Source organism: Pseudomonas sp. NPDC086566, from assembly GCF_050280885.1.
Lineage (GTDB): Bacteria > Pseudomonadota > Gammaproteobacteria > Pseudomonadales > Pseudomonadaceae > Aquipseudomonas > Aquipseudomonas vlassakiae.
The window spans coordinates 749,293-762,390 of the sequence record NZ_JBNNWD010000001.1; the positions used below are offsets into that span (position 1 = coordinate 749,293).

At 66.8% G+C, this 13,098-nt stretch carries 9 protein-coding genes; 2 read left to right on the forward strand and 7 right to left on the reverse strand.

The features are described 5' to 3' along the window. The first annotated feature begins 72 nt into the window (after window positions 1-72). Entirely contained in the window at window positions 73-810 is a 738-nt protein-coding gene (locus ACQKPS_RS03590; RefSeq protein WP_254485380.1) for a carbon-nitrogen hydrolase family protein, read from the forward strand. Window positions 811-854: 44 nt separating this feature from the next. Here ACQKPS_RS03590 and ACQKPS_RS03595 read toward each other — a convergent pair whose 3' ends face one another. From ACQKPS_RS03595 to ACQKPS_RS03625, 7 genes are all read right to left on the reverse strand, one after another. Next, a complete protein-coding gene (locus tag ACQKPS_RS03595; RefSeq protein WP_427602754.1) occupies window positions 855-1,919 on the reverse strand; it encodes a lipocalin-like domain-containing protein in 1,065 nt (354 codons plus the stop codon). Further along, on the reverse strand, window positions 1,909-4,356 hold the full coding sequence (locus ACQKPS_RS03600) for an ABC transporter permease (protein ID WP_427602755.1): 2,448 nt from the start codon (window positions 4,354-4,356) through the stop codon (window positions 1,909-1,911). The genes ACQKPS_RS03595 and ACQKPS_RS03600 overlap by 11 nt, the downstream gene beginning before the upstream one ends. Next, entirely contained in the window at window positions 4,353-5,012 is a 660-nt protein-coding gene (locus ACQKPS_RS03605; RefSeq protein ID WP_427602757.1) for an ABC transporter ATP-binding protein, read from the reverse strand. The genes ACQKPS_RS03600 and ACQKPS_RS03605 overlap by 4 nt, the downstream gene beginning before the upstream one ends. A 307-nt stretch (window positions 5,013-5,319) precedes the next feature. Then, entirely contained in the window at window positions 5,320-6,093 is a 774-nt protein-coding gene (locus ACQKPS_RS03610; protein ID WP_254485377.1) for an IclR family transcriptional regulator, read from the reverse strand. A 69-nt stretch (window positions 6,094-6,162) separates the two neighbouring features. Then, complete coding sequence (locus tag ACQKPS_RS03615; RefSeq protein ID WP_427602760.1) at window positions 6,163-7,620, reverse strand: amidase; 1,458 nt, start codon at window positions 7,618-7,620, stop codon at window positions 6,163-6,165. Further along, the gene (locus ACQKPS_RS03620; RefSeq protein ID WP_427602762.1) at window positions 7,617-8,927 is read right to left on the reverse strand and encodes a citrate-proton symporter; all 1,311 of its coding nucleotides are present in this window, start codon (window positions 8,925-8,927) and stop codon (window positions 7,617-7,619) included. The genes ACQKPS_RS03615 and ACQKPS_RS03620 overlap by 4 nt, the downstream gene beginning before the upstream one ends. A gap of 82 nt (window positions 8,928-9,009) precedes the next feature. After that, window positions 9,010-10,185 (reverse strand): M20 aminoacylase family protein, encoded by a 1,176-nt coding sequence (locus tag ACQKPS_RS03625; RefSeq protein ID WP_254485374.1) that lies wholly within the window; start codon window positions 10,183-10,185, stop codon window positions 9,010-9,012. 322 nt (window positions 10,186-10,507) lie between these two features. On the opposite strand from ACQKPS_RS03625, the gene uvrA reads away from it, so the two are divergent. Next, window positions 10,508-13,015, forward strand: coding sequence for an excinuclease ABC subunit UvrA (gene uvrA / locus ACQKPS_RS03630; RefSeq protein ID WP_427602764.1), 2,508 nt, complete (start codon window positions 10,508-10,510; stop codon window positions 13,013-13,015). The last annotated feature ends 83 nt before the right edge of the window (window positions 13,016-13,098 follow it).

A 13,098-nucleotide genomic window follows, 5' to 3' on the forward strand; every position in this document is an offset into this window, starting at 1 on the left:
CCTTCGCTGGTACAGGCGAGTGTGACGGGAGTATGCTCGGCGCTTCGACCTGTACCAGGGAAGGGATGCACCATGAAACTCTGTGCCGTACAACTGGCGTCGCGCAAAGGCGACCTGGCCGGCAACCTCGCCCGCCATCTGCGCTGCATCGAGCAAGCCGCGGCACTGGGCGCGGAACTGGTGGTGTTCCCGGAACTGTCGTTGACCGGTTACGAACCGACCTTGGCGCGCCAGGTGGCGTTGCCGGTCACCTCTGCCCGGCTTGAACCCTTGCAGGCGCTTTGTGATCAGCTGGCAATCAGCGTTGCCGTGGGGTTGCCACTGCCGACCGCCGAAGGTATTCGCATCGGCATGCCCATCCTGCGCCCGGGCCTGCCGCCGCTGGCGTATGCCAAGCAGCGCTTGCACGAGGATGAGCAGCCGTTCTTCACCCCTGGCGATCAGCCACTGGTGTTCGAATCGGGGCCGCTGCAGATCGCTCCCGCCATCTGCTATGAATCGATGTTCATCGAACATGCCGCGCAGGCCCATGGGCTGGGTGCCGAGCTGTATCTGGTCAGCGTGGCCAAGACTGCCAAAGGCATGCGCGAAGGCAACGAGCATTACCCGGAGGTGGCACGTACCTTGGGCATTCCGGTGTTGCTGGCCAACTGCGTCGGGCCGGCCGACAACTTCATCGGTGCGGGCGGCTCGGCAGCCTGGGACAGCCAGGGCAACCTGCTGGCGGCGCTGGATGACAAGGCTGAAGGCCTGATCCTGCTGGATACCGCCAGCAACCACGCGCTTGGTGTACCTCTCGGCATGAATTGACCACCTGCCCGCGAAGAGGCCACCAGCACCCGTACATGACCGAGCTAATACCCGGTCATCTCCAGATACCCCCGCCCTTGTGCACTGCCACTCAACCGCACAGGCCCCTCCCAATAGGGGAACCGCGTGCCCATCCAGGCTTTGGTCTGCACGGCCTCGACTTGAACGTCGAGTTCTACCGAAGGCACCTGCACCCGCCAGCGGGTCGGCACGCGCTTGCCGTTGTCCTGCTCGGTCCAGGCCAGCGGCGTCAGCTCGACCTCAGCCCCCTGCAGCGCCCTTGCCTGCCCGTCAGGGCCAACCCAGGTGCCGGCCCGGTACGGCTGCCCCTGGTCTTCACGCACCTGAAACAGCATCAGCTTGGCGCCACTGCCCAAGTGCAGCGAAAACCAGTCCCAGCCACTTTGCCCGGCCGCCAGCGGCTGGCTGCTCCACTCCCGGTCAAGCCACGCCTGCCCGGTTACGGGAATGCGCTTCCCGTTCCGCTCGACCTCGCCAGTGACCTGGTAGAACGGCTGGCTGTAGTAATACGAGGCCTGGCCCTTGCCGGACTTCTCGCTGTAACCGCGGTCACCGTGCAGCACCAGCGGCTTGTCGCTGGCCAGGGTCAGGTCATAGCCAAATCCCTGGCCGCTGGCACGCATCTGCAAGCGGCGGATACTGTCATCGCCTTGCAACGACCAGTCGTTGATCCACGCCCGGAACGGTCCGGTTTCGACGCCGGCTTGGCCAATGCCACCGCGTGCCAGCGTTTCGCTGCGCTGGTGGCCGCTCGGGTCGGTCAGCGCGGCGTGGCCCATCCACAGGTTGGGGTTGTTCCAGCCAGGGGTCTCGGCACCGGGGCGCAGGGCCGAGCGGAACAGCGTCCACTGCACGCCCCAGTCACGGCCCTGGGCATCGCGCAGGTTGGCGGTGACGTACCACCACTCGATGCGATAGCCATCGTGGGCGCCGTGGTCACGGGGGAAGACCAGCACGGTGTCCCGCGTAACCTGCTTGAACGCTGCCGCCTCGGCACCAAGCCCTGCATAACTCCTGGCCGGCGGCGCAGGCGCGTCACACCCGGCCAGCAGCAGGCAGGCCAGCAACAGCAAGGTTTCAACCCTCATCGACGAACCGCCGCAACAGCTCGCCCGGCTGGCGCCGCGCCAGTTGCCACAAAGGCCAGGCGCTGGCCAGCAGGCTGGTCAGCACACCGAGCGCCGCCAGTTGCGCGAGTTGGCTGGCAAACACGTGCCAGGGCAGCCGCCAGCCGAAGGCCTGCACATTCACCACCGCCACCAGGCACCACGCCAGCAACAGCCCGAGGGGGATGGCCAGCAGTACGGTAAAACCACTGAGCATCAGCGTCTGGCCCAGGCTCAGCCAGGCCAGCCAGTGGCGCGGCACGCCCAGCGCCCACAGCGGTGCCAGCTGACCCAGGCGCTGCTGGCCCAGGGTCAGCTGGCTGATGAACAGGGCCACGCCAGCGACGCCGAGGGTAAGGCTGTTCAGCGCTGCGGTCACGGCGAAGGTACGGCTGAAAATCTGCGTCGACCACGTTTTCAGGCTGGCCTGTTCGACCAGTTGCGCTTCGTCCAGGCCGAAGCGCTGCTGCACGGTATCCCTGACTTTCGCAACCTGCCCGGGCCGAATCAGCAGGCTCAGGCCGCTCAGGCTCGCTGTCGCTGCGTGCTGGCGCAGCCAGTCGGCATTGACCAGCACATGCCCTTTCGGGTTGCCATAGTCGGCATGAATGCCCACCACCTGCATCCGTTGCGGCGGCTCGCCCGGCAGCTCGAGTTCATCGCCGATGCCTACGCCAAGGCGCCGCGCCAATTGTTCGCTGAGCATGGCGCCCTGCCCGCTGGCCAGCCGTTCCCAAGCCGTCGGCGCCTGCTCGAGCAATGGCCAGTGGTGCCGGTAGAACGGATGGTCGATCACGCCTTGCACCTGCACCGGCCAATGTTGCAGGCGCCATTCGACTCGCCAGCTTGGCAGTACGGCATTGACGTCGGGGTCCTGTTGCAACTGCTGGTCGATCTGCAGCGCCTGAGCGCCATCGCGTGGCGTCACATACAAATCCGCGGCCAGGCGCTGGTCGAGCCAGCCGACGAAGGTACGGCGGAAGCCTTCGGTCATGCCGCCCACGCCGACGCTGGCGGCCAGTGCCAGAAGCAGAGCCATCAGCGCCAGGCTCAGCGCCGGCAACTGCTGGCGGCTGTCGGCAACGAACCACTGCGCCAACGGCCGCCGGGCATGCCGCGCCAGGCCAGCGAGCAACAGGGCCAGCACGCCCGGTAAGAGGAACGCGGCCGCCAGCAACAGCGCGGCAAGCAGGCCGAAGGCACTGGGCAGGCTGTTACCGTACAGCACGCAGCCCAGGGCAACGACCGCCAGCACCGCGGCGGCCATGGCCTGGCGCCTCAACCAGGGCACTTGTGCCAAGCGCCAGGCCTGAGGTTGGGCCAACGCCAGCAACGGCAACCGTGCTGCACGCAGCAGGCTGTCGATACCGGCCAGCAAGGCACCGAGCAGGCTGACGCCAATGCCGATCAGCCACCAGTGCAGCGGCAGGTGCAGCTGCCCGGACACCTGGGCGCCATACAGGCCGCGCAGGCTGGAGGCAAAATCGGGCAGCAACAGCGCGGCCAGCAGGTAACCCGCCGCAACACCGGCCAGGCCGCCGGCCACGGCGAACACACCAAGCTCGAAGGCCAGGGCCGCCAGCAACACCTTCAGGCTGACACCGCACGCGCGCAACGTGCGCATCAGGCCCCGTCGTTGCTCCAGCGCCAGGCCGATGGCCGCATGGGCGATGAACAGCCCGACCACGAATGCCAGCAGGCCGAGGGCCGTCAGGTTCAGGTGAAAGCTCGCGGTCAGGCGCTGCAGGTCAGTGTCATCCTCAGCTGGCTGTACCTTCAAACGCTCGACGAGTGCCGGCGGCAACGGCTGATCGGTGCCGCTGACCAGCCGTGACACTTGCCCCGGCGCCTCGAGCAAGGTCTGCGCCACGCCGATATCGACCAGCATCACGCCGGGCGCCACGTGTTGATTGAGGGACAGCGGCGGCAATGGTTGGCCATCGGCCGTGCGCTGCCGGCCGGCCAACAAGCGCAAGGTATCCGCACCGACCCAGGCTTGCCCAGGTGCGCCGATGAAGGCCTGCACGTCGAAGCTTGCCGGGTCGGCGCCGGCGACAGCCATGCCCGGCAGCAGGCTCAGGGGCTCGATGCCGATCAGCCTGACGGCAACCGCTGGCTCGCCGGCCAGGCGCAAGCGCCCCTCCAGTACCGGTGTCACCTGCCAGCCTTGCCTGCGCAATTGCACGTAAAGCGCCTGGTCGAAACGCTGGCCATCGCGGGCCACGATCTGCAAATGCGTTGCCCCGCTCAGCACCGCGCTGGCTTGGGCATAGTCGCTGCGCGCCTGCGCATTGAGGGCCTGCACTCCGGTCCACAGCGCCGTCGCCAGCCACAGACCGGTGAAAATGCTGAAGCACTGCAAACGGTGCCGCCACCAATGGCTGCCCAGCGCCTGCAGGGCGATCAACAGGTTGTTCATGAGCCTTGCACCCGCCCCTGATGGAGCACGCAACGGCGCTGCAAGCAGGCGGCCAGGCGCGGGCTGTGGGTGACCATCAGCACACTGCTGCCAGCCTCGCCGACCAGTTGCAGCAGCAAGGCCAGCACCTCGTCGCTGCTAGCTTCGTCGAGGCTGCCGGTGGGTTCGTCGGCGAGCAACAGTGCCGGCCGGCTGGCCAGTGCCCGGCCGATGGCGACCCGTTGCTGCTGGCCGCCGGACAACTGCTCAGGGTAGCGATCCAGCAAGGCCATCAAACCGAGGCGTTCGGCCAGGTAGGCCAGCCATTGCGGGTCGTGGCGGTTGGCCAGGCGCGCCTGAAAGGCCAGGTTGGCGGCCACGTCGAGACTGCTGATCAGGTTGTACTGCTGGAACACCAGGCCGATGCCCTCGCGCCGCCAACGGGCCAGGGCCGCTTCGCCGTGACCGTGCAGGGGGTTGCCATCGATCAGGATGCGCCCGCTGTCGGCACGGTCGAGGCCGGCGACCAGGTGCAGTAAAGTGCTTTTGCCGCTGCCGGATTCGCCCATCAAAGCCAGGCTGCTGCCGCGTGCCAGGGTGAGATCGACGCCGCGCAGGACCTGGAGCGGGCCTTGGGCAGTGGGGAACGACTTGTGCAGGTTGTCGATGACCAGCATGGGGCGATGGCCTTTTGGTGAGGTAAGTGCAAGTGTATGTCTTGAATTCTATGGCGCCTGGGAGATCGAGCGCCGCCCGCGCGGCGCATCGCGGATAAATCCGCTCCTACATTTGTTGCAACGTGCCGAACCTGTAACGCCATGGTCGCCTGCCCTGGTGCATGCCTTGAGCCTTGCAAACCGGCTGACAACCATGGCCTCACAGGCATGGCCACGTTGCAATAAATGTAGGAGCGGATTTATCCGCGATGCGCCGCGCGGGCGGCGCTCGATCTCGAAACCACCAAAAATCTACCGCCAAGCACCTCTAACCCACCAACGCATGCTGCACTTCCCCAACAGTCGCCGCCAAACTATTCAAATGCAGGCTCAACACCTGTTCCACCGGTGCCTGGTCCAGCGGCCAGTGCAAGGCAATGCTCCCGGCCAGTTGCCCCTGCACCCGCACCGGCAAGGCAATCGCCCGGATCAGGAACGGCAAGCGCACCGGATACTCCCAATACCCCTCGGTACGCTGCCCGAACCCCTTGTGCGCATCCCCTTCCAGCCCGCGCATCAGCTCTTCGCCACCGACCCGCTCACGCCGGGCCAGGCGCTGCACTTCATCCACCGCCAGCTCCTTCAGGCACGCCCGGCCCATCGCCGAATGAAACAGGCTGGCATGCTGGCCGACGATCTGGCAGTTGTTCGGATAACGCTTGCGCAATACCTGTGGAATGGCGCTTTCCATCACCTCCAGCCGCTCGCCGTCGAAGCACGACAGGTCGACCACCAGCCCGGTGCGCTCGCTCAGCTCCAGCAGCAACGGCGCAGCGCTTTCCACCAGCTGGCGCTTGAAGCGCTGCTGGCGGTCGCCGAACAGCCGGCGGGCACACAGGCGGTAGCGCCGGTCGCTGAGCCCGCGGTAAACCCAGCCCTGCTCCTGCAAGGTGGCGAGCATGCGCGAGGCCGTGGCCTTGGGCAGGCCGGTGAGGTAATGCAGCTCTTCAAGGCCCAGGGCCTGATGCTCGCCAAGCAGCTCGACGATGGCCAGCGCGCGCTCCACCGAGCGTACGCCGCCGCTGTCTGTCGCTGTGCCCATGTATCCGACCTCCCTGTCTGTGCGTGGATGGTCATCATGCCCAGCAAGATGCGGGCCGGGCCAGCCCCTTCAGCGTGCCAACAGGCCAGGTGGCGGGCGCCGTTCCACCCAGCGGGTCAGCTGTTCATGGGCGTAGGCCAGTTGCAGCACGGCATGGTCGGCCTGGGCCGGGCCTATGATCTGCAGGCCAGTGGGCAGCCCCGCCGCATTGAAACCGACCGGCACGCTCATGCTCGGCAGGCCGGCCAGGGTTGGCCCGATCACCACTTCCATCCAGCGATGATAGGTATCCATGGTCCGCCCACCGACCTCCTTCGGCCAGGCCTCGGCTGCGTCGAAAGGGAACACCTGGGCCGAAGGCAACAGCAGGAAATCGTAACGCTCGAACAGTTTTTGCAGGGCCTGGTACCACGCGCTGCGGTCCAGCGACGCTTGATAGACAGCGGCGGCGCTGAGCTGCAGGCCACCCTCCACTTCCCATTGCGCCTCGGGCTTGAGCAGCACCCGCTTGCCTGGGTCGGCATAGGCCGCTGCCAGGTTGCCGTGCACCAGGAAGTGGCGGTGAGTCAGCCAGCATTGCCACAACCGGGCCTGATCGAACGCCGGCTGGCAGGCCTCGACTTCGCAGCCAAGCTCGGCGAAATCGGCCAAGGCCGCTTCGCACAGGCCCAGCACACCGTCTTCCATCGGCAGATAGCCGTCGTAGTTGCCCAGCCAGCCGATCCGTGCGCCTTTGAACTCTCGCTGCAGCCCGGCCGCAAAATCCCGCCTACCGCAGTTGAGCGACAAGGGCACCCGCGGATCATGCCCGGCCTGCACCGTCAGCAAGCGGGCGACATCGGTGACGCTGCGCCCCATCGGCCCCTCGGTGGCCAGTTGCTGCATGAACAGCTCCGGCGTCGGACCATACGGCACCCGCCCCAGCGACGGGCGCAAACCGAACACGTTGTTGAACGCCGCCGGGTTGCGCAGCGACCCCATCATGTCGCTGCCATCGGCCACCGGCAGCAGGCGCATGGCCAGTGCCGCCGCCGCGCCACCGCTGCTGCCACCCGCCACGCGGCTGTGGTCGTAGGCATTGGTGGTGGTGCCAAACAGCGTGTTGTAGCTCTGCGAGCCCAGGCCGAACTCCGGTACGTTGCTCTTGCCGACGATGATCGCCCCACTGGCTCGCACCCGCGCCACGCTGATGGCGTCGTGTGCCGGCACCTGCCCGGCGAACAGCGGCGAGCCCAGGGTGGTGCGCAGCCCGGCGGTGGCGGCCAGGTCCTTGATCGCCTGGGGCATGCCGTGCATCCAGCCGCGCGACTGGCCACGCGCCAGTTCGCGGTCGCAGGTATCGGCCTCGGCGAGCAGGTCTTCACCAGCGCGCAGCGATACCAGCGCATTGACCTGCGGGTTGCAGCGCTCGATATGGCCCAGATAAGCCTGCATCACCTCGCGGCACGCCACCTGGCGGGCATGGATGGCCCGGGACAAGGCCTCGGCGTCGAGGGCGACGATCGGGTCGATAGCTAACGCGTTCACGGTTTCACTCCCAGGTTGTAGGCGACGGCCTTGCCGGCGCGCGGTGCTTCTTTCAGGCAATAGGTACCCAGCAGGGTCAGCAGACAGGCGAACAGCACGTAGAACGAAGGCGCCACCGGGGTACCGAGCACCTTGCTCAGCCAGGTGACGATCAGCGGAGCGAAGCCGCCGAACACCATCACCGCCACGTTGTAGGCCACCGACACACCCGTGGAGCGTACCGCGACCGGGAACTGCTCGGCCAAAGCGGTCGGCGCCGGGCCAAAGAAGCCGCCAATGGCGCTGCACAACAGCAGCTGCATCACCAGCAGCCGCTCGATCGACGGCACCGCCGCCACCCACACATACAGCGGGTAGACCATGACGAAGAACGCCAGGGTAAAGGCCATCAGCACCGGCCGTCGGCCGAGCCGGTCCGACAGTGCGCCGGCCAGCGGAATCACCACGGTCATCAGGCCGACGGCCAGCATCTGCACCAGCAGCACCTGGTCCAGCGGCAGGCCAAGGTTCTTGTGGGCGAAGGTCGGCATGTTCACCAGCACCACGTAGAACGACACCGTCGCGCCACTGGCCAGGCCCATCGACACCAGCAGGCTGCGGCGCTGCTCACGCAGCACCTGCCACAGGCTCGGCGCCTGGCCCCTGGCCTGTTTGCGCGCTTCCAGGAACTCTTCAGGTTCTGCCATATGCTTGCGAATCCACAGCCCCACCGGGCCGATCAGCAAGCCGAGCACGAAGGGGACCCGCCAGCCCCAGCTGTCCAGCGCCTCGGGCGAGCACAGGTGGGTGACCAGCGCGACCATCGCCGCGCCGGAGAACACCGCCAGGCACTGCCCCACCAATTGCCAAGAGCCATACAGGCCCTTGCGGTTGGCCGGGGCGCTCTCCACCAGAAACGCCGTGGCGCTGGCGTATTCGCCACCGGTGGCAAAGCCTTGCAGCATGCGCGCTACCACGATCAGCAACGGCGCACCCATGCCGATGGCCAGGTAGTTCGGTGCGAACGCGATCATCGCGATCGACACCGTCATCAGGCGGATGATCAGCTGCATCGCCGCCTTGCGCCCCTTGCGGTCGGCATACACGCCCAGCAACACCCCACCCACAGGGCGCATGAAAAAGCCCACGCCGAAGGTGGCCAATGCCATCAGCAGGGAGCTGTATTCATCGTCCGAGGGGAAGAACTGGCGGGCGATGATGCTCGCCAGAAAGCCGTAGACGATAAAGTCATACCACTCCAGCGCATTACCGATGACCGCCGCCACCACTTGCCGGGTACGCGACGCGCCTGTATTGGAAATCTGCATGCGGAACACTCCATTCATGTTCAAGTGATCGCCCAGGCGCAGCCGCGCCCGGGTTCCAGCGGCAGTCGTCAATACAGCGAAGTCAGGCCGGCTTGAGCCAGCTCTCGGCCAGCGCGCCCCAGTAGGCGGCGCCGGTCAGCAGGATGTCGTCGTTGAAGTCATAGGCCGGGTTGTGCACCATCGGCCGCTGCACGCCATTGCCGATGAACAGGTAGGCGCCGGGGCAGCGTTGCAGCATCCAGGCAAAGTCCTCGCTGCCCATCAGCTTGCGGGTGTTGCCATCGACCTTGTCGGCGCCCAGCAGCGCTTCACCGACCTGCCGGGCAAAGGCGTTTTCCGCGGCATGGTTGACCAGCACCGGGTACGCCGGCCGGTGTTCGATGCTGGCCTTGCAGCCAAAGCTCTCGGCCTGGCTGACGATGATCGCCCGCACCCGTTCCAGGGTCTGCGCCCGCACCTGGGCATCCAGCGCCCGCAGGCTCAGGCGCAGCAGCGCCTGTTGCGGAATCACGTTGGCCGCCTCGCCCGCCTGCAGCGCACCGACCGTGACCACCGCCGCCTCCTGGGCATCGATGTTGCGCGCCACCACCGTCTGCAGCGCCATCACCACACTGGCCGCCGCCACCAGCGGGTCGACCGTCAGGTGCGGCATCGAACCATGCCCGCCGACGCCCTCGACAGTGACGGTCAGCAGGTCCTGCGAGGCCATCATCGGCCCCTCTCGAAAGCCCAGGTGCCCAGCCGGCAGCCCCGGCATGTTGTGCATGCCGAACAGTGCGTCACAAGGGAAGCGCTCCAGCAGCCCATCGGCGAGCATCGCCTCGGCCCCGCCCTGGCCCTCCTCGGCCGGCTGGAAGATCAACGTCAGCGTGCCATCGAACTGCCGTGTAGCAGCAAGGTAACGCGCCGCCCCCAGCAGCATGGTGGTGTGGCCGTCGTGGCCGCAGGCGTGCATGCAACCTTGGTGGCGGCTGCTGTAGGCGGCACCGGTTGCCTCAACGATCGGCAAGGCGTCCATGTCGGCGCGCAGGCCCAGCTTGCGTGGGCTGCTGCCGTTGCGCAGCACACCGACCACACCGGTCTTGCCGATGCCGGTGTGCACCTCGTAGCCCCACTGCTGCAGCAGCGTGGCGACCAGGGCCGAGGTGCGGCTTTCTTCGAAACCGAGTTCAGGGTGGGCGTGGATATCGTGGCGGATGGCGTGCAGGTCGCTGGCCACGTCGTTGAGCCAGGCCAGGATGTGCTGGTGTTGCTGCATGGGGAATCTCCTCGCGCGGGTGGGGCCCGTTTTTGTTGTTCGCTTTGAGATCACGACAGGAAAGGCAGGTCGTGCTTGGCGACAGATAAGCGCGAGTGGCGAGGGAGCACAAACGAATGTGGTTCCACGCAGTGGAACAGGTCGGGCGGACAGTGCGAGATTCTGCCCCCGCGCTTGCGAATGGCAGTCGTGCTTCAAAGGCATGGCTTGGTATGCAAAGGCTGATGCGAACCGTGTGGGAGCGGGTTTACCCGCGAAGAGGCCGGCACAACCAGCACAAATACTGCTACCTTGAGCGCTCTTCACTGCCAAGGACCGCCTCATGCCGCATACCCCCACCGGCTTCATCCGCGTCCGTGGCGCCCGCGAGCACAACCTCAAGAACATCGACGTCGACATCCCCCGCGACGCCCTGGTGGTGTTCACCGGGGTGTCTGGCTCGGGCAAGTCCTCGCTGGCCTTCTCCACCCTCTACGCCGAAGCCCAGCGTCGCTACTTCGAGTCGGTCGCGCCCTATGCCCGGCGCCTGATCGACCAGGTCGGCGTGCCCGACGTCGATGCCATCGAAGGCCTGCCCCCGGCCGTGGCCCTGCAGCAGCAACGCGGCACGCCCAGCGCGCGCTCGTCGGTGGGCAGCGTCACCACGCTTTCCAGCTCGATCCGCATGCTCTACTCCCGCGCCGGCAGCTACCCGGCCGGGCAGCCGATGCTGTACGCCGAGGACTTTTCGCCCAATACCCCGCAAGGCGCCTGCCCGGAGTGCCATGGGCTGGGGCGGGTCTATGAGGTGACCGAGGCGAGCATGGTCCCCGACCCGTCGCTGACCATCCGCGAGCGCGCCGTGGCAGCGTGGCCGATGGCCTGGCAGGGGCAGAACCTGCGCGACATCCTGGTGACCCTGGGCTATGACGTCGACATCCCCTGGCGTGACCTGCCGCAGGAGCAGCGCGACTGGATTCTCTACACCGAAGAAACGCCCACCGTGCCGGTGTACGCAGGCCTGACGCCAGCGCAGACCCGCGCCGCGCTCAAGCGCAAGCTCGAACCGAGCTACCAGGGTACCTTCAGTGGTGCCCGGCGCTACGTGCTGCATACCTTCATGCACTCGCAGAGCGCACAGATGCGCAAGCGCGTGTCGCAGTACATGCGCCCCAGCCCGTGCCCGCTGTGCCAGGGCAAGCGGCTCAAGGCTGCGGCGCTGGACGTGACCTTCGCCGGCCGCGACATCGGCGAGCTGTCGCGGCTGCCGTTGCAGGCACTGGCCGAGGTGTTCCGCCAGGTTGCAGCGCCGGGCTACCTGGAGCAGCACGACGACAACCTGACCCTGGAAAAGCGCCTGGCCGCGCAACGCATCGCCAACGAACTGCTGGAGCGCATCGACACCCTGATCGACCTGGGCCTGGGCTACCTGGCACTGGAGCGCAGCACGCCGACGCTGTCGTTCGGCGAGTTGCAACGTTTGCGCCTGGCCACCCAGCTCAACTCGCAGCTGTTTGGCGTGATCTACGTCCTCGACGAGCCTTCCGCCGGCCTGCACCCGGCCGACAGCGAAGCGCTGTTCGAGGCCTTGCAGCGGCTCAAGCAGGCGGGCAACTCAGTGTATGTAGTGGAGCATGACCTGGACACCATGCGCCGCGCCGACTGGCTGGTGGACGTCGGCCCTGCGGCCGGCGAGCATGGCGGGCAGATTCTCTACAGTGGCCCGCCAGCCGGCCTGGCACGGGTCGAAGCCTCGCGCACTGCCGCCTACCTGTTCACCGAGCAGCAGCGTCATGCGCGTACGCCACGCCAGCCACACGACTGGCTGGTGCTGGAAGGCATCACCCGCAACAACCTCGACAACCTCAGCGCCCGCTTTCCACTGGGCTGCTTCACCTCGGTCACCGGTATTTCCGGTTCGGGCAAGTCGAGCCTGGTCAGCCAGGCCCTGCTGGAGCTGGTCGGTGCCCACCTCGGTCATGCCGGGCAGAAGGCCGAGGCTGACGAGCAAAGCCTTGAAGACGAGCCCGAGCAGTACAGCGCCGGGCGTGTCACTGCCGGCCTCGACAGCATCAAACGGCTGGTACAGGTGGACCAGAAGCCGATCGGCCGTACGCCACGCTCCAACCTGGCGACCTACACCGGGCTGTTCGACCATGTGCGCAAGCTGTTCGCCGCCACCGAACAGGCCAAGGCCCGCGGTTTCGATGCCGGGCGCTTCTCGTTCAACGTGGCCAAGGGCCGTTGCGAAAACTGCGAGGGCGAGGGCTTCGTCAGCGTCGAACTGCTGTTCATGCCCAGCGTCTACGCGCCCTGCCCGGTCTGCCACGGCGCTCGATACAACCCCGAGACGCTGGCCGTGAGCTGGCAAGGCATGAATATCGCCCACGTGCTGCAACTGACGGTCGAGCAGGCGCTTGAGGTGTTCGCCGAGCAGCCGGCGGCGCAGCGTTGCCTGGAGGTACTGCAGGATATCGGCCTGGGCTACCTGCGCCTGGGGCAGCCAGCTACCGAGCTCTCCGGTGGCGAGGCGCAGCGGATCAAGCTGGCCACCGAGCTGCAGCGCGTGGCCCGTGGGGCGACCTTGTATGTGCTCGACGAACCCACCAACGGCTTGCATCCGCAGGATATCGACCGCTTGCTGGTGCAGCTCAACCGGTTGGTCGAGGCCGGGCACAGCGTGGTGGTGGTCGAGCACGACATGCGTGTTGTGGCGCAAAGTGACTGGGTGATCGACATCGGGCCAGGGGCTGGGGATGCGGGCGGTCGGGTGGTGGTCAGTGGTACCCCGCAGGTGGTGGCTGGGTGTCGGGACAGCCGTACTGCCGAGTTTCTTGCCCGGGCCTTGTAGCGCCTGTGCCGGCCTCTTCGCGGCTGAAGCCGCTCCTACAAAGGATGCAAAGCTCCTGTAGGAGCGGCTTCAGCCGCGAAGAG

What these genes read in the sequence shown, in the direction of transcription:
- ACQKPS_RS03590 (WP_254485380.1), top strand. Translation starts at nt 73, where the DNA reads ATGAAACTCTGTGCCGTACAACTGGCGTCGCGCAAAGGCGACCTGGCC.
- ACQKPS_RS03595 (WP_427602754.1), bottom strand. Translation starts at nt 1,919, where the DNA reads ATGAGGGTTGAAACCTTGCTGTTGCTGGCCTGCCTGCTGCTGGCCGGG.
- ACQKPS_RS03600 (WP_427602755.1), bottom strand. Translation starts at nt 4,356, where the DNA reads ATGAACAACCTGTTGATCGCCCTGCAGGCGCTGGGCAGCCATTGGTGG.
- ACQKPS_RS03605 (WP_427602757.1), bottom strand. Translation starts at nt 5,012, where the DNA reads ATGCTGGTCATCGACAACCTGCACAAGTCGTTCCCCACTGCCCAAGGC.
- ACQKPS_RS03610 (WP_254485377.1), bottom strand. Translation starts at nt 6,093, where the DNA reads ATGGGCACAGCGACAGACAGCGGCGGCGTACGCTCGGTGGAGCGCGCG.
- ACQKPS_RS03620 (WP_427602762.1), bottom strand. Translation starts at nt 8,927, where the DNA reads ATGCAGATTTCCAATACAGGCGCGTCGCGTACCCGGCAAGTGGTGGCG.
- ACQKPS_RS03625 (WP_254485374.1), bottom strand. Translation starts at nt 10,185, where the DNA reads ATGCAGCAACACCAGCACATCCTGGCCTGGCTCAACGACGTGGCCAGC.
- uvrA (WP_427602764.1), top strand. Translation starts at nt 10,508, where the DNA reads ATGCCGCATACCCCCACCGGCTTCATCCGCGTCCGTGGCGCCCGCGAG.